Origin of the sequence: Pseudomonas sp. UBA3153 (genome assembly GCF_002364635.1) — a bacterium.
GTDB classification, from domain to species: Bacteria; Pseudomonadota; Gammaproteobacteria; order Pseudomonadales; family Pseudomonadaceae; genus Pseudomonas_O; species Pseudomonas_O kuykendallii.
On record NZ_DEYR01000009.1, the window covers coordinates 13,421 to 29,584 of the forward strand.

General features: G+C 66.8%; 15 protein-coding genes and 1 pseudogene. 12 read left to right on the forward strand and 4 right to left on the reverse strand.

Features of this window, described 5'->3' with window-relative positions; translation table 11 throughout:
* Positions 1-120: 120 nt before the first annotated feature.
* The 3 genes and pseudogenes from B2X67_RS02350 (at position 121) to B2X67_RS02360 (ending at position 3,256) form a co-directional block, all read left to right on the forward strand.
* A complete protein-coding gene (locus tag B2X67_RS02350) occupies positions 121-1,590 on the forward strand; it encodes a flavin-containing monooxygenase (protein ID WP_286784489.1) in 1,470 nt (489 codons plus the stop codon).
* A pseudogene (locus B2X67_RS02355) lies at positions 1,574-2,488 on the forward strand (alpha/beta hydrolase); the annotation flags it as partial. The gene B2X67_RS02350 and the pseudogene B2X67_RS02355, both read left to right, overlap by 17 nt.
* Before the next feature lie 9 nt (positions 2,489-2,497).
* A complete protein-coding gene (locus B2X67_RS02360) occupies positions 2,498-3,256 on the forward strand; it encodes an SDR family oxidoreductase (RefSeq protein WP_286784497.1) in 759 nt (252 codons plus the stop codon).
* Between the two features lie 28 nt (positions 3,257-3,284).
* On the opposite strand, the gene rsmD is transcribed toward B2X67_RS02360, so the two are convergent.
* Genes rsmD through B2X67_RS02375 form a run of 3 tightly spaced genes read right to left on the reverse strand, consistent with a single transcriptional unit; the run spans position 3,285 to position 6,734 of the window.
* The gene (gene rsmD / locus B2X67_RS02365) at positions 3,285-3,890 is read right to left on the reverse strand and encodes a 16S rRNA (guanine(966)-N(2))-methyltransferase RsmD (protein WP_286784490.1); all 606 of its coding nucleotides are present in this window, start codon (positions 3,888-3,890) and stop codon (positions 3,285-3,287) included.
* Positions 3,890-5,383, reverse strand: coding sequence for a M16 family metallopeptidase (locus tag B2X67_RS02370; protein WP_286784491.1), 1,494 nt, complete (start codon positions 5,381-5,383; stop codon positions 3,890-3,892). The genes rsmD and B2X67_RS02370 overlap by 1 nt, the downstream gene beginning before the upstream one ends.
* A complete protein-coding gene (locus B2X67_RS02375) occupies positions 5,376-6,734 on the reverse strand; it encodes a M16 family metallopeptidase (protein ID WP_286784492.1) in 1,359 nt (452 codons plus the stop codon). The genes B2X67_RS02370 and B2X67_RS02375 overlap by 8 nt, the downstream gene beginning before the upstream one ends.
* Positions 6,735-6,981: 247 nt before the next feature.
* On the opposite strand from B2X67_RS02375, the gene ftsY reads away from it, so the two are divergent.
* From ftsY to rpoH, 4 genes are all read left to right on the forward strand, one after another.
* Positions 6,982-8,238 carry a signal recognition particle-docking protein FtsY gene (ftsY, locus tag B2X67_RS02380; protein WP_286784493.1) on the forward strand — a complete coding sequence of 419 codons (1,257 nt, stop codon included), beginning with the start codon at positions 6,982-6,984 and terminating at the stop codon, positions 8,236-8,238.
* Positions 8,235-8,903, forward strand: coding sequence for a cell division ATP-binding protein FtsE (gene ftsE / locus B2X67_RS02385; protein WP_090224165.1), 669 nt, complete (start codon positions 8,235-8,237; stop codon positions 8,901-8,903). Before ftsY ends, ftsE begins: the two co-directional genes overlap by 4 nt.
* Positions 8,900-9,919 (forward strand): permease-like cell division protein FtsX, encoded by a 1,020-nt coding sequence (ftsX, locus tag B2X67_RS02390; RefSeq protein ID WP_286784494.1) that lies wholly within the window; start codon positions 8,900-8,902, stop codon positions 9,917-9,919. The genes ftsE and ftsX overlap by 4 nt, the downstream gene beginning before the upstream one ends.
* Before the next feature lie 158 nt (positions 9,920-10,077).
* Complete coding sequence (gene rpoH, locus B2X67_RS02395) at positions 10,078-10,932, forward strand: RNA polymerase sigma factor RpoH (protein WP_282339331.1); 855 nt, start codon at positions 10,078-10,080, stop codon at positions 10,930-10,932.
* A 73-nt stretch (positions 10,933-11,005) separates the two neighbouring features.
* Here rpoH and mtgA read toward each other — a convergent pair whose 3' ends face one another.
* Positions 11,006-11,713: a monofunctional biosynthetic peptidoglycan transglycosylase gene (mtgA, locus tag B2X67_RS02400; RefSeq protein ID WP_286784495.1), complete on the reverse strand. Its 708-nt coding sequence runs from the start codon at positions 11,711-11,713 to the stop codon at positions 11,006-11,008.
* A gap of 131 nt (positions 11,714-11,844) precedes the next feature.
* Here mtgA and B2X67_RS02405 point away from each other — a divergent pair, with 131 nt between their 5' ends.
* The 5 genes from B2X67_RS02405 to ltrA all read left to right on the forward strand — a co-directional run bounded on the left by B2X67_RS02405 (position 11,845) and on the right by ltrA (position 16,092).
* Positions 11,845-12,219 (forward strand): DUF423 domain-containing protein, encoded by a 375-nt coding sequence (locus B2X67_RS02405; protein WP_273234645.1) that lies wholly within the window; start codon positions 11,845-11,847, stop codon positions 12,217-12,219.
* Between the two features lie 92 nt (positions 12,220-12,311).
* Complete coding sequence (gene thiS, locus B2X67_RS02410) at positions 12,312-12,512, forward strand: sulfur carrier protein ThiS (RefSeq protein WP_090224157.1); 201 nt, start codon at positions 12,312-12,314, stop codon at positions 12,510-12,512.
* An 18-nt stretch (positions 12,513-12,530) separates the two neighbouring features.
* Positions 12,531-13,325 carry a thiazole synthase gene (locus B2X67_RS02415; protein WP_282339334.1) on the forward strand — a complete coding sequence of 265 codons (795 nt, stop codon included), beginning with the start codon at positions 12,531-12,533 and terminating at the stop codon, positions 13,323-13,325.
* A 136-nt stretch (positions 13,326-13,461) separates the two neighbouring features.
* Complete coding sequence (gene trmB, locus B2X67_RS02420) at positions 13,462-14,133, forward strand: tRNA (guanosine(46)-N7)-methyltransferase TrmB (protein WP_286784498.1); 672 nt, start codon at positions 13,462-13,464, stop codon at positions 14,131-14,133.
* Between the two features lie 537 nt (positions 14,134-14,670).
* A complete protein-coding gene (ltrA, locus tag B2X67_RS02425) occupies positions 14,671-16,092 on the forward strand; it encodes a group II intron reverse transcriptase/maturase (protein ID WP_150548058.1) in 1,422 nt (473 codons plus the stop codon).
* Positions 16,093-16,164: the final 72 nt, after the last annotated feature.

Consider the following 16,164-nt stretch of genomic DNA (forward strand, 5'->3'; position numbering starts at 1 on the left):
GCGTGGGACTGTTGCCGGGCACGTCGCTGGCACGATCGCCGCGAATGGCTAGGATGGTGGCATCCGCCTCGCTGCGGAGGGATCGCGCCGGACTGCTCGGTCCAACGATGGGAGAGAACAATGAACAATAATCCCCACCCCCCGGCGCCCCTGCGCGTGCTGATCATCGGCGCCGGTTTCGCCGGCCTGGGTCTGGCGATCAAACTGCGCCAGGCCGGCATTGAAAACTTCCTGATACTCGAGAAGGCCGACGACATCGGCGGCTGCTGGCGCGACAACCACTACCCTGGCGCCGCCTGCGACGTGCCCTCGCACCTGTATTCCTACTCCTTCGAGGCGAAGGCCGACTGGTCGCGCAAGTTCGCCCCGCAGGCGGAGATCCTCGCCTACCAGCAGCAGTGCGTGGCGAAGTACCGGCTGCGGCCGTTCATCCGCTTCGGCTGTGAGGTCGCCGAGGCGCGCTTCGACGCAGAAGCCGGCGTCTGGAATGTGCTTGACGGCGAGGACCGGCGTTACGCCGCGCGGGCGCTGGTCAGCGCCACCGGCCAGCTCAGTCGGCCGCTGTATCCGTCGCTTCCCGGACTGGAGCGCTTCGCCGGGGAACGCTTCCATTCGGCGCACTGGCGGCATGGCCTGGACCTGCGCGGCAAGCGGGTGGCGGTGATCGGCACCGGTGCCAGCGCGATCCAGTTCGTGCCGGCGATCGCCGGCGAGGTCGCCCGGTTGCATCTGTTCCAGCGCAGCGCCGCCTACGTGATCGCCAAGCCGGATCGCGCCTACGCACCCTGGGAGCGTCGCCTGAAGGCGCGCCTGCCGTGGCTGCAGCGCCTCGACCGCGGCCTCAAGTACGTGCAGCACGAGGCGCGGGTGCTGGCCTTCTCGGTGTTTCCGCCGCTGATGAAGGTGATGCGCCTGCGTTTTCTCTGGCACCTGCGCCGCAGCATCGCCGATCCGGCGCTGCGCCGGCGGCTGCAGCCGGACTATCCGCTGGGTTGCAAGCGCATCCTGATCAGCAACGACTTCTACCCGGCGCTGGCGCGAAGCAACGTGGAACTGGTGGATACGGCGATCCGCGAGGTGGTCCCGAGCGGCGTGGTCACTGCCGACGGCCGCTTGCGCGAGGTCGACGCGATCATTTACGGCACCGGCTTCGCCGCCACCGAATTCCTCGCCCCCATGCGGCTGTACGGCCTCGACGGACGCGAGCTCGGCGCCGCCTGGAAGGACGGCGCCGAGGCCTACAAAGGCATCAGCGTCGCCGGCTTCCCCAACCTGTTCATCCTCTACGGACCGAACACCAACCTCGGCCACAACTCGATCCTCTACATGCTCGAGAGCCAGTTTTCCTATGTGCTGGCCTGCCTGCGCCGCCTCGACGGGTTGCGCTACCTCGACCTCAAGCCGCAGGTGCAGGCCGCGTTCAACCAGCGCCTGCAGGAGGACGTGCGGCACACCGTGTGGGAGCGCGGCTGCCACAGCTGGTACAAGACCGCCGCCGGTAAGAACACCAACAACTGGCCGGGCTTCACCTTCCGTTACCGCCAGCAGACCCGCCTACCGGAGTTCACCGATTATGACCTCGTCCGTTGATATCCCTGCGTCCGCGGGCGCGTCCCAGCGTCTGCTCGGCGGGTTGCTGCGCGGTACCCTGCGCCTATTGTTTCGCGGGCTGATCCGCCCGCCGATGCCGATTGCCGGGCAGCGCTTGGTGCTTCGCGTGCTCGCCGCGGCGACGCTGACTCCGCGCGGCGTTCGTCGCCAGCGCGGGAGCATCGGCGGCGTGCCTTGCGAATGGTCGCGCGTGCCGCAGGGCGGCGGCCAGGTGCTGCTGTACCTGCACGGCGGCGCCTACGTCATCGGCTCGCCGGCCACCCATCGCTCGATCACCGCGAACCTGGCCAGGCGCTGCGGTGCCGACGTCTGCGCGCTGGACTACCGGCTGGCGCCCGAACATCCCTATCCGGCGGCGCTGGAGGATGCGCTGGCGGCTTACGCGGCGCTGCTGGAGCAGGGTACGCCGGCGGCGCGGATCGTCTTCGCCGGGGATTCCGCCGGCGGCCACCTGGCGCTGATCACCGCGCTCGCGCTGAAGGCGCGGGGTTTGCCGTTGCCCGCCGCGCTCGTGCTGTTCTCGCCGCTGACCGATGCCGGCGGCAGCGAACGGCACGCCCCGGCGGCCGGCGATCCCCTGCTCTCGGCGGCGTGGATCGAACAGGCGGCGCGCGCGTTCTTCCCGCCGCACATCCCGCGCGAGGCGCCCGAGCTATCGCCGCTGAATGCCGATCTTTCCGGTCTGCCGCCGCTGCTGATCCAGGTCGGCGAGGACGAGATCCTGCGCAATGACAGCCTGCGCCTGGCCGAGCGCGCGCGGGCGGCGGGCGTGAGCCTAAGCCTGCAGCGTTACCTCGGCTGCTGGCACGTGTTCCAGGCGCATGCCGGCGTGCTGGCGGTGGCCGATCGGGCGCTGGACGAGGTGGCGCGTTTCGTCGCACCGGGGATGAACAGCATCCTCATTACCGGCGCCGCCTCCGGTATCGGCGCCGCCACGGCGCGGCTGTTCCATGCGCGTGGCTGGCGCGTCGGCCTGCTCGATCGCGATGGCGCGGCACTGGCCGCGCTGGCCGGGGAACTGGAGGGTGCCTGGCATGCCGAGCTGGATGTGCTGGACAGGCCGGCGGTGGACGCGGCGCTGGGCGCTTTTGCCGAAGCCTGTGGCGGCCACCTGCGCATGTTGTTCAACTGCGCCGGCATTCTGCGTTTCGGCGCCTTCGCCGAGATCACCGCCGAGGAGCACGGACGCATCGTCGCGATCAACGTGGAGGGGCTGATCAACTGTTGCCATGCCGCGTTTCCCCACTTGCAGCGAACGCCGGGGGCGCAGGTGCTGAACATGGGCTTCGCGTCCGGGCTCTACGGCGTGCCCCAGATGGCCAGCTATTCGGCGTCGAAATTCGCCGTGCGCGGATTGACCGAGGCGCTGGAGCTGGAGTGGCGGCCACACGGGATTCGCGTCGCCGACCTGATGCCGCCCTTCGTGCGCACGCCGATGGTCACCCGGCAAATCTTCGAGCCGCCAGTGCTGCTCAGGCTTGGGTTGCGCATGGGACCGGAGACGATCGCCGAGGCGGCCTGGCGGCACACCACCTGCGATGCCGTGCACCGGCCGATAGGCGCGCAGTTCAAGGCACTTTACTGGGCCGGGCAGCTGTCGCCGCCGTGGATGAACCGGCTGGTGATGCGCTGGCTGAGCCGTTGATGCCGGCTAGACCAGACTCCAGAGTTCGCTAGCCGCGCTCCCAGAGCGCGTAATGCACCTGGCCGGCGTTCTTTTCGCGGTGCAGGCGCCAGTTGGCGGGCATTGGCAGGCTTGACGGGGCGCCTTCGCTTTCGGTGTAGATCCATGCGTGTTCGGCCAGCCAGCCGCGGTTTTCCAGCAGCTCGCAGCTGGTCTGCAGCAGGTTCTGGTGGAAGGGCGGATCGAGGAAGACCACGTCGAACGGCTGCGCGGCCTGGTTTTCGAGGTAACGCAGGGCGTCGCCCTGGACCAGTTGCCCGCGCCCGCAGGCCAGGGTGTCGAGGTGCTGGCGCAGCGCGGCCAGCGCCTCGCCGTTGGTGTCCAGCGCCAGGGTCTGCCCGGCGCCGCGCGACAGCGCTTCGAGGAACAGCGCGCCGCTGCCGGTGTAGGCATCCAGCACGCGTGCGCCCTCGATGTACGGCGCCAGCCAGTTGAACAGCGTCTCGCGAACCCGGTCCGGGGTCGGCCGCAGGGCCGGGCCGTTGGGAAAGGCGAAACGCCGGCTGCGCCATTCGCCGCCGATGATGCGCAGCGATCCCGTGCCGCCATGGGGCTTTGCGGCGCTACGCGAGGGTTTGACGGTCTGTCCGCGCATCAGTGCTCCGGGACCCCGAGGGGCTGTTCGGCGGGTTTGTCGGTCGGCGCCGGCAACGGCTTCTGCGCCACCGTGGGGCCGGCCGTGACGACGACGAAGTCATCGGCGGAGAGGTGTTTCGCCATCGCCGCCCTGACCTGTTCGACGCTCAGCGCCTGGGCCTGGTTCATGAAGTCCTGCAGATAACTCAGCGGCAGGTCGTAGAAACCCATGGCGCCCAGTTGGCCGACGATGTCGGCGTTGCTCGCGGTGGTCAGCGGGAAACTGCCGGCCAGCTCGCGCTTGGCGTCGTCGAGTTCCTTCTGCGTGGGACCTTCGGCGAGGTAGTCGCGGACGATCTGTTGGACCAGCCCGAGCGTGCCTTCGCTCTGCTCGGCGCGGGTCTGCAGGCTGATCATGAACGGGCCGCGCGCCTGCATGCCGGAGAAGCCGGAGCTGACGCCGTAGGTCAGGCCGCGTTTCTCGCGCACCTCTTTCATCAGCCGGGTGCCGAAGCCACCGCCGCCGAGAATCTGGTTGCCCATGAACAGCGCCGCGTAATCCGCGTCGCCGCGCTTGATGCCGAGCTGGGCGAGCAGGATGTGGGTCTGTTTGGAGGGGAACTCGATATGGCTGAGGCCGGGTTTCGGCGCCTGCGGTTCGGCCATCTTCTCCAGTGCCGGACCTTTCGGCAGGGCGCTGGAGACCTGCGCGGCGATGGCTTCGGCCTCGCTGCGCGAGAGGTCGCCGACCAGTGCGATGACCACGTTGCCGGCGGCGTAGGCCTTCTGGTGGAAGGCGCGCAGCTGTTCCAGGCTGATCGCCGGGAGGGTCGCCTCGTTGCCGTCGCTGGGGTGCGCGTAGGGGTGGTCGCCGTAGAGGCGCTCGAACAGCGCATCGCCGGCCAGCTTGCCGGGGTTCTGCTTCTGGTACTCGAAGCCGGCCAGCAACTGGTTCTTGATCCGCGCCAGCGAGTCGGCGGGGAAGGTCGGCTTGCCGATCACTTCGGCGAACAGCGCCAGCGCCGGCTCGCGCTTGTCGACCGCGCTCAGGCTGCGCAGGCTGGCGATGGCCATGTCGCGGTAGGCGCCGTTGCCGAAGTCGGCACCCAGGCCCTCGAAGCCTTCGGCGATGGCGCCGACATCCTTGCCGGCGACGCCTTCGTTGAGCATCGCGTTGGTCAGCGTGGCCAGGCCGGGCACGTCGCCGTCCTGGGCGCTGCCAGCGGCGAAGGTCAGGCGCAGGTCGAACATCGGCACCTCGCGGGCCTCGACGAAGAGCACCTTGGCGCCCTCGGCGGTCTGCCAGCTCTGGATGTCCAGGTTGCGGTAGCTCGGCGCCTTCTTGTCCAGCTCGGCCAGCGACTCGAGCCTGGCCTGCGCTTCGCTCTGGTGTGGCACGGCTTGCGCGGCGGGCTGGCGGTCATGGTTGACGTACACGGCCAGCAGCACGATGAGAATGATCAGGACGAGGCCGAACAGGCTGTGGCGCAGGTCGTTGTTGGACTCACTCATCGTGGGCTTCCTCGGGCAGAACGTGGGCGACGCTCAGCCGCGTGCGGGTGAAATAGGTGCTGGCGGCGGCCTGGATATCCGCCGGGGTGACGGCTTCGAGATCGGCGAGCTCCTGGTCCATCAGCTTCCAGGACAGACCGACGCTTTCGAGCTGACCCATGGTGTTGGCCTGGCTGGTGATCGAGTCGCGCTCGTAGACCAGCCCAGCGATCACCTGGGCGCGGACACGGGCCAGTTCCTCGGCGGACGGCGGGGTTTTCTTCAGCTCGTCGAGCAGGCGCCAGACGCCGGCTTCGGTGTCGGCCAGGGTCTTGCCCCTCTGCACGTTGGGCGTGGCGCTGACGACGAACAGGCTGTCGCCGCGGGTATAGGCCTCGTACCAGGCTGACGCGCCGGAAACCAGCTCCTCGCCACGCTCCAGCCGCGACGGCAGTCGTGCGCTGTAGCCGCCGTCGAGCAGCGCGCCGATCAGGCGCAGGGCATTGACCTCCCGCGGATTCTTGGCGGTCGCCAGGCCCGGCACGTTGAAACCCATGATCAGGCTCGGCAGCTGGGTCTTGACGTGCAGCGTCAGGCGCCGCTCGCCGGGTTCCGCCAGCTCCAGCGGACGTTTGGAAGAGGGCACCGCGCGTTTCGGGATGTTGCCGAACCAGCGCTGGGCGAGCGCCTTGACCTCGTCGGCGCTGACATCGCCGACCACCACCAGGGTGGCGTTGTTCGGCGCATACCAGCTCTGGTACCAGGCGCGCAGTTCGTCGATCTGCATGCGCTCAAGGTCGGCCATCCAGCCGATGGTGGGAATGCTGTAGCCGCTGGCCGGGTAGGCCATGGCCTTGAAGCGCTCGAAGGCGAGGGCGTTCGGCTTGTCGTCGGTGCGCAGGCGGCGTTCTTCCTTGATCACTTCGATCTCGCGGCTGAACTCGTCGGCCGGCAGCTTGAGCCCGGCCATGCGGTCGGCTTCCAGCTCGAGGGCGACGTTCAGGCGATCGCGCGCCAGCACCTGGTAGTAGGCGGTGTAGTCGTCGCTGGTGAAGGCGTTTTCCTCGGCGCCGAGGTCGCGCAGGATCAGCGAGGCCTCGCCCGGGCCGAGCTTGCGGCTGCCCTTGAACATCATGTGTTCTAGGGCGTGAGAGAGCCCGGTGCGACCCGGCTGTTCGTAGCTCGAGCCGACCTTGTACCAGAGCTGGGAGACCACCACGGGGGCGCGGTGGTCCTCGCGGACCAGGACCTTGAGGCCGTTGTCGAGGCTGAATTCGTGGGTGGGCGAGGGTTCCGCGGCCAGCAGCGGCAGCGGCATGCAGAGGGCGCCGAGGAGCACACCGGCGACACGGCAGAGAAGCGCTTTGTTCATCGAATGGACCTTTCGGGCGGGCCGCCGGGTCTTAGCCTCAGCGGGCGAGGAGGTGCTAGGATACGCATCCATTTTCCCGGCGGCCATGCCTGTCGGGGCCGCCCTGCGACGCTGCCTTCGCGGGTGGCGGAAAACCTGCTCGAGTCGCCAGGTGTGTCGTCCCTTTCGTTTCGCCCCGTTCGGCCGACGCCCTCTTTATGTTTGGACGAGCCCGCTGGCGCGGCGCTCCCTTGAGATACCCGTCCCCATGTTTGGTTCCAACGACGACAAGAAGCCCCCGGTCGCTCCGGAAGAGAAGAAAGGCCTGTTCGGCTGGCTGCGCAAGAAGCCGCAGGACAGCGCCGAGCCGACCCCGGCCGCGCCGCAGCCGGAGGCCGAGCCGAGCCTCGAAGAAATTCCCGCCGAGGCGTTGCCGAGCGCCAGCGCGCCGCAGCCGTTGGTGCTGGAAAACCTGCCTGAAAGCCTGGCCGAACCAGAGCCCGCGCCCTTGCCGCAGGCAGTCGTCGCCGAGCCCGAGCCGATCATTCCTGCTCTCGCCGCTGCGCCGGTTGAAGTCGCCAAACCCGTCGACAAGGCCGGTTTCTTCGCCCGTCTCCGTCAGGGCCTGTCGAAGACCAGCGCCAGTCTCGGCGAAGGCATGGCCAGCCTGTTTCTCGGCAGGAAGGCGATCGACGACGACCTGCTCGACGAACTGGAAACCCGCCTGCTGACCGCCGACGTCGGCGTCGAGGCCACCTCGGCGATCATGCAGAGCCTGACCAAGCGCGTGGCGCGCAAGGAGCTGGCCGACAGCGGCGCGCTGTACAAGGCGCTGCAGGACGAACTGGCCGCGCTGCTCGCTCCGGTCGAACAGCCGCTGCGGATTCCGGCGCAAATCCGCCCGTACGTGATCCTTGTGGTCGGCGTGAACGGTGCCGGCAAGACCACCACCATCGGCAAGCTGGCGAAGAAGCTCCAGCTCGAAGGTAAGAAGGTCATGCTCGCCGCCGGCGACACCTTCCGCGCCGCGGCCGTGGAACAGCTGCAGGTGTGGGGTGAGCGCAACAACATCGCGGTGATCGCCCAGCACACCGGCGCTGATTCCGCCTCGGTGATCTTCGATGCGGTGCAGGCCGCCAAGGCGCGCGGCGTCGACGTGCTGATCGCCGACACGGCCGGGCGTCTGCACACCAAAGACAACCTGATGGAAGAACTGAAGAAGGTCCGCCGGGTGATCGGCAAGCTCGACGAGGCGGCGCCGCACGAGGTGCTGCTGGTGCTTGACGCCGGCACCGGGCAGAACGCGATCAACCAGACCAAGCAGTTCAACCAGGCGGTCGCGCTCACCGGCCTGGCCCTGACCAAGCTCGATGGCACCGCCAAGGGCGGGGTGATCTTCGCCCTGGCCAAGCAGTTCGGTCTGCCGATCCGCTACATCGGTGTCGGCGAAGGCATCGACGACCTGCGCGACTTCGAGGCCGAAGCCTTCGTCAAGGCGCTGTTCTCGGAGAAAACCCCTGCATGATCCGTTTCGATCAGGTCGGCAAGCGCTATCCCAATGGCCACGTCGGCATCCACGAGCTGTCGTTCCGTGTGAAGCGCGGCGAATTCCTCTTCGTCACCGGCCATTCCGGTGCCGGCAAGAGCACCCTGCTGCGGCTGCTGCTGGCGATGGAACGACCCACCACCGGCAAGCTGCTGCTCGCCGGACAGGATCTGTCGACCATCACCAACGCGCAGATTCCGTTCCTGCGCCGGCAGATCGGCGTGGTGTTCCAGAACCACCAGCTGCTCTTCGATCGCACGGTGTTCGACAACGTCGCACTGCCGCTGCAGATCCTCGGCCTGGGCCGCGACGAGATCGCCGAACGCGTCGGCACCGCGCTGGAGCGCGTCAGCCTGCACGACAAGGCCGAGCTGTATCCGGCCGACCTGTCCACCGGCCAGCAGCAACGCGTCGGCATCGCCCGCGCGGTGGTGCATCGCCCGGCGCTGCTGCTCGCCGACGAACCCACCGGTAACCTCGACCCGCGCCTCGCTGCGGAGATCATGGGCGTGTTCGAGGACATCAACCGCCTCGGCACGACGGTGTTGATCGCCAGCCACGACCTGGCGCTGATCGCGCGCATGCGCCATCGCATGCTGACCCTGCAGCGCGGACGCCTGATCGGCGACGGGGAGGCCGCATGAGCGCCACCCGCATGCCGCCACCCAAGCCGTCCGAGCGCGTCGGCGCGGCGCGTAAGCAGCAGCCGGAGCCGCAGCACCACGACGACGGCCCGGACTTCCGTACGTTGCTGCACGCCTGGCTGGAAAGCCATCGCGCCAGCCTGGTGGACAGCCTGCTGCGCCTCGGCCGGCAACCGATCGGCAGCTTCTTCACCTGCCTGGTGATGGCCATCGCCCTGAGCCTGCCGATGGGCCTGTCGCTGCTGCTAAGCAACGTCGAGCGGCTGGGCGGTTCCTGGCAGCGCGCCGCGCAGATTTCCCTTTACCTGCAGATGGACGCCACCGACAAGGATGGCGAGGCGATGCGCGACAACATCGCCACGATGCCGGGCGTGGCGGACGCCGAGTGGATCAGCCGGCAACGCGCGCTGGACGAGTTCCAGCAGCAGTCCGGCCTCGGCCAGGCGCTCAAGGAGTTGCCGGACAATCCGCTGCCTGGCGTTGTCCTGGTGACTCCAAACGAGATCGACAAGGCCGCCCTGGAGGCGCTGCGCCAGGCGTTGTCCGAGCTGCCCAAGGTGCAGCAGGCGCAGCTCGACCTGGTCTGGGTCGAGCGGCTCACCGCGATCCTCGGCCTCGGCGACCGCTTCGTCTTCGGCCTCACGGTGCTGCTGGTGCTGGCGCTGTTGCTGGTGATCGGCAATACCATCCGCCTGCACATCGAGAACCGCCGTACCGAGATCGAGGTGATCAAGCTGGTCGGCGGCACCGACAGCTACGTGCGCCGGCCCTTCCTCTACATGGGCGCGCTCTACGGCCTGGGCGCGGGGTTGCTGGCCTGGCTGGTGCTGGCCTTCGGGCTGGACTGGCTGAACCAGGCGGTGGTGCGTCTGGCGGGGCTGTACAACAGCGACTTCGCCCTTGCCGGCGTGCCGCTCGACGACGGCCTGTCGTTGCTGCTGGGGGCGGTGTTCCTCGGTTACATCGGTGCCTGGCTGGCCGTGGCGCGCCATCTACGCGAGCTGGCTCCGCGCTGATTCGATCATCGAGATTCAGTTTTTAGATAGATAAAAGCTATATATTTCAATCGGTTGACGGCTCCGTAGCAATCGGTATGGAAGGAACTTGGCGACCGTCTTGCAGTCCAATCGAGCAGTGATAAACTGCCCGACGTTTGATGAATCGGAGGATTCGAATGACCACTTCATTGCAACCTGTGCGTGCGTTGGTCCCAGGCTCGAACCTGGAGGCTTATGTGCACTCGGTCAACAGCATTCCGCTGCTGACCCTGGAGCAGGAACGCGAACTGGCCGGACGCCTCTTCTACCAGCAGGACCTCGAGGCGGCCCGGCAGATGGTGCTCGCGCACCTGCGCTTCGTCGTCCACATCGCACGCAGCTACGCCGGTTACGGGCTGAACCAGTCCGACCTGATCCAGGAAGGCAACGTCGGCCTGATGAAGGCCGTGAAGCGCTTCAACCCCGAAATGGGCGTGCGTCTGGTTTCCTTCGCGGTGCACTGGATCAAGGCCGAGATCCACGAATTCATCCTGCGCAACTGGCGCATCGTCAAGGTCGCCACGACCAAGGCGCAGCGCAAGCTGTTCTTCAACCTGCGCAGCCAGAAGAAGCGTCTGGCCTGGCTGAACAACGACGAAGTGCAGCGCGTGGCGGAAAGCCTTGGCGTCGAGCCGCGTGAAGTGCGCGAGATGGAAAGTCGCCTGAGCGGCCACGACATGGCCTTCGATCCGGCGGCGGATGCCGACGACGACAGTGCATTCCAGTCGCCGGCGCACTACCTCGAAGACCACCGCTACGACCCGGCCATGCAGATGGAAGACGCCGACTGGAGCGACAGTTCCTCCGCCGGTCTCTACGAGGCGCTGGAAGGCCTCGACGAGCGCAGCCGCGACATCCTCCAGCAGCGTTGGCTGGCCGAGGAGAAGGCGACCCTGCATGACCTGGCCGCCAAGTACAACGTCTCCGCCGAGCGTATCCGCCAACTGGAGAAGAACGCCATGAACAAGCTCAAGGGCTCGATCCAGGCGTAAGCGACCGATAATGAAAAAGCCGCACCTGGGTGCGGCTTTTTTCTGTCTGCGATTCGCTGATCCGGGGACGGCCTCAGGGCAGCCGGCCTTTGAGCGCCATCAGGTAGTCGCTGCCACCCAGTTGCCGGCTTTGCTGGCGAATCCAGCTGGCACGGCGGCTGACGTAGGCGCTGGGTCGGCTGGCGCTCCATTCGCGCGGATTCGGCAGCACTGCGGCGAGCAGACTGGCCTGGCGCGCCGAGAGGTAGGCGGCGCCTATGCCGAAGTGATGCTGCGCTGCGGCCTCGGCGCCGAAGATGCCGTTACCGAACTCGACGCTGTTTAGGTAGACCTCGAGGATGCGCTGCTTCGGCCAGAGCAGCTCCAGCAGGCCGGTGAACCACACTTCCAGGCCCTTGCGCAGCCAACTGCGACCGGACCAGAGGAACAGGTTCTTCGCCGTCTGCTGGCTCAGCGTGCTGGCGCCGCGCAGCGAGCCGCCGCGTTCGTTGTGCGCCATCGCCGCCTGGATCGCCGCGATGTCGAAGCCCCAGTGCTCGGCGAATTTCTGGTCCTCGCCGGCGATCACCGCGATCTTCAGGTCGTCCGGCAGCTGTTTCCAGGGCCGCCATGTGCGCTGCAGATCGATCGGCTCACCGTCGGTCCACGACTCGATCTTGCGCTCCACCATCAGCGCCGTGAGCGGCGGCGGTACCCAGCGAAGTATCAGTACCAGCAGGGCGCTGAGGGCGACGAAGCCAAGGAGAAGCTTGACCAGGCGACGGTACAGCGTTCGGAGCATGGGCTGGCCTCAATCCGTTGTGGGCCGGTCGACAGGCTGCGACTGAGGGTCGCGACAGGTCCGATCCGGAATAGGAATAATCGGTGCGGCGCGCCATTATAGCGGCGCATTCCCGCCATCTGGAGTTACACATGCTGCGCCTGCATCTGATGCTTTCCGCGTTCTTCGGTTTCACCGGCGTGGCCCTTGGCGCATTCGCGGCGCATGGCCTGAAGAGCCGCCTCAGCGCCGAATACCTCGCGGTGTTCCAGACCGGCGTGCATTACCAGATGATCCACGCCCTCGCCCTGTTCGGCGTTGCGCTGCTCTCGCTGCATGCGCCGAGCCGGCTGCTGGGCATCGCCGGCGGTGCCTTCGTTCTCGGCATCCTGCTGTTTTCCGGCAGCCTTTACGCGCTGACCCTGGTCGGTATCGGCAAGCTCGGCATCATCACCCCGATCGGCGGTGTGGCCTTCCTGGTCGGCTGGGCGTGCCTGGGGCTGAGCGCCTGGCGCCTCACCGCCTGATCGTTCCGGGACGAATGGTGCCCGATGCCCTTGGTCCACCGGGGCGATCGGGCTAGAATGCCGACCCCGTAAAATCGCGACCATTCCAGCCCATGCATATCCAATTGAACGGCGAATCCTTCGAGCTCCCTGACGGCCAGACCGTCGCGGACCTGCTCGTGCGCCTCGATCTGGTCGGGCGCCGGGTGGCCGTCGAGCTCAATCTGGACATCGTTCCGCGTAGCCAGCACGCCAGCACGTCGCTGGCCGAAGGCGACCAGGTCGAGGTCGTCCATGCCATCGGTGGCGGTTAACCGCACGAGGAGTTTCCCATGAGCGCAGTCCCCAACGACAAGCCTTTCGTCCTGGCCGGTCGTACCTACCAGTCGCGCCTGCTGGTCGGCACCGGCAAATACAAGGATCTGGAGGAAACCCGCGCCGCCATCGAAGCCTCCGGCGCGGAGATCGTCACCGTCGCCGTGCGGCGCACCAACCTCGGCCAGAACCCCGGCGAGCCGAACCTGCTCGACGTGATTCCGCCGTCGCGCTACACCATCCTGCCGAACACCGCCGGCTGCTTCGACGCGGTCGAGGCGGTGCGCACCTGCCGCCTGGCGCGAGAGCTGCTGGATGGGCACAAGCTGGTCAAGCTGGAAGTGCTGGCCGACCAGAAGACCCTCTTCCCGAACGTGATTGAAACGCTCAAGGCGGCGGAAACCCTGGTCGCCGACGGTTTCGACGTGATGGTCTACACCAGTGACGACCCGATCATTGCGCGTCAGCTTGCAGAAATCGGCTGCATCGCGGTGATGCCGCTGGCCGGTCTGATCGGTACCGGGCTGGGCATCTGCAACCCTTACAACCTGCGCATCATCCTCGAGGAATCGCCGGTTCCGGTGCTGGTCGACGCCGGCGTCGGCACCGCCTCCGATGCCACCATCGCCATGGAGCTGGGCTGCGAGGCGGTGCTGATGAACAGCGCCATCGCCCACGCGCAGAAGCCGGTGCTGATGGCCGAGGCGATGAAATACGCCATCGAGGCCGGGCGCCTGGCCTACCTCGCCGGACGCATGCCGAAGAGGCTCTATGCCAGCGCCTCGTCGCCGCTCGACGGGCTGATCCGCTGAATCCCCGGGCGCGCGCGACGCGCCCTTTCCTTCAACGCGGCGCACCCTCAGGTACGCCGCGCCTCTCCGCGCCACGGAAACAACCCGCATGACCGAACCGTCCGAAAGCCCCATCGCCCTCGAAGCCGAACGCCCGATGCGCACCATCAAGAGCTTCGTGATGCGTGCCGGACGCATGACCGAGGGCCAGCAGCGCGGTCTCGAACAGGGTCTGCCGAAGTTCGGCCTGGAGCTGGGCGACGGTCTGCGCGACTTCGATGAGGTGTTCGGGCGCCAGGCGCCGCGCACCTTCGAGATCGGTTTCGGTATGGGCCATTCGACCCTGGAAATGGCCGCCGCCGCGCCGGAGCAGGACTTCATCGGCGTCGAGGTACACCGGCCGGGCGTCGGTGCGTTGCTCAACGGCCTGCTCACCCAGCGCATGGACAATGTCCGCGTGTACAGCTGCGATGCCCTGGAGGTGCTGCGCCAGTGCGTCGCCGATGCCAGCCTCGACCGCGTGCTGCTGTTCTTCCCCGACCCCTGGCACAAGGCGCGCCATCACAAGCGGCGCATCGTCCAGCCGGCGTTCGCCGAACTGGTGCGCAGCAAGCTCAAGCCCGGCGGCGTGCTGCACATGGCCACCGACTGGCACCCCTACGCCGAGCACATGCTCGAGGTGATGAACGCCGCGCCTGGTTATCGCAACCAGGCCGCGGACGGGCAGTACGTGCCGCGCCCCCTGGAGCGCCCGGTGACCAAGTTCGAGCGCCGCGGCGAGCGCCTCGGTCACGGCGTCTGGGACCTCAAGTTCGAGCGCGTCGACTGAGCCCACCCTGGCGCCGGGCTTCGGGTAGACTAGCGCCACGGAGCCACGCGTTCCCCTGACTTCCGGCCTGCCTGGCCTCGAGCCGCCCGTTGGGCGGCTTTTTTATGGTGCGCCAGGCATGGCGCGTAGCGCCGTGACTGGCGCTGTCGGGTTCACTGTGGTGGTGAGCCTGGCGACTTGGAGGTGAAAGTCCTCTACACACCCGGCAAGGGGAAGTGTTAGCCAGAGGCAAGGGTGTCGCGGGTGACTGCGAATCTGAAGGAAGCCCGAGGCAAAATGCTGGCCTGACGAACAGGAAGCGGATGAGGCGGCGCAGCGGGGTGAGGTGGCCATAATCGCCAAAGCCCGATACTTGCACGGAACGCTGCGACGTAGATCCGACAGGCATAAGCAGGAAGGTCGCGCGAATTACCCTGGGAGATCTGTACGCTTGCCATTGTGCTACCGATTGTCGAGAGGCGACGGGATGGGCGTGCAGAAGTCAGCCGAGGCCGTAGTAAGTGGCGGTCAACCACGCCATCAAGGGCCGAACAGGTCATGCCGCCAGTAGGCGTCAGCGTCTCGTCGATAACCGAAATGCAGAAATTTCTCCAAGAGAAGACTGTCACCCCGAGTCCCGGCCAGAGGCCGAGGATGACGCCTGACAGCGCAGAGGTATCGACGGCGTCGGTGACGTGGACGAACGCGGAGCCGGACACGCTGATGGAGCGGGTGCTTGCACCGGCGAATCTCAAGCGTGCGTATCAGCGCGTGGTCAGCAACAAGGGGGCGCCGGGTGCCGATGGCATGACGGTCGCCGACTTGGCAGGCTACGTGAAACAGTATTGGCCCATCCTGAAGGTCAGGCTGCTGGCAGGTGAATACCATCCCCAGGCAGTTCGGGCGGTCGAAATTCCCAAACCGCAGGGCGGTATGCGGCAACTGGGCATTCCCAGTGTCGTGGATCGCCTGATCCAGCAAGCCCTGCTGCAACAGCTCACGCCGATCTTCGATCCGCTGTTCTCGGACTATAGCTACGGCTTCCGTCCGGGCAGAAGCGCTCACCAGGCTGTCGAGATGGCCCGCACCCATGTGGCGGCGGGTCATAGGTGTTGCGTGGAACTCGATCTGGAGAAGTTCTTTGATCGGGTCAACCACGACATCCTGATGTTCTGTGTTGAGCGCCATGTCGAAGACAAACAGGTGCTCAGACTCATCCGCCGTTACCTCGAAGCGGGCGTCATGTCGGGCGGGGTTGTCAGCCATCGGCAGGAGGGGGCGCCGCAAGGCGGCCCGCTTTCGCCGCTGCTGTCGAACATCCTGCTCGATGAACTCGACCGTGAGTTGGAGCGGCGAGGCCATCGCTTCGTGCGCTATGCCGATGACGCGAACATTTATGTCCGTAGTCCGCGTGCTGGCGAACGAGTGCTGGCCAGTGTCGAGCGGTTCCTGAATCACCGTCTGAAACTGAGACTGAATCGGGACAAGAGTCGCGTGGCTGGGTCGTGGAAATGCGACTACCTGGGGTATGGGATGAGTTGGCACTCGCAGCCTAGACTGCGAGTGGCAACCATGAGCCTGCGCCGTGTGCGCGACCGTCTCAGGGAACTGCTGCGAGGGGTGCGGGGCCACAAGATGGCGAATGTCATCGAGCGGGTAAACCCGGTGCTGCGAGGCTGGGCAGGCTACTTCAAGCTCAGCCAGAGCAAGCGTCCACTGGAAGAGCTGGATGGCTGGGTCAGGCACAAACTTCGCTGTGTCATCTGGCGGCAATGGAAGCAGCCCTCTACGAGGGCGCGCAACCTGATGCGCCTGGGATTGAGCGAGGAGCGTGCCTGCAAGTCGGCCGTCAATGGCCGAGGCCCGTGGTGGAACTCAGGAGCGCCGCATATGAATCAGGCGCTGCCGAAGAAGCTATGGGACAGACTTGGACTGGTCTCGATACTGGATACGATCAATCGGCTTAACCGCATGGCCTGAACCGCCGTGTACGGAACCGTACGCACGGTGGTGTGGGAGGACGGCGGCCGTGAGGCCGCCTCCTACCCGATC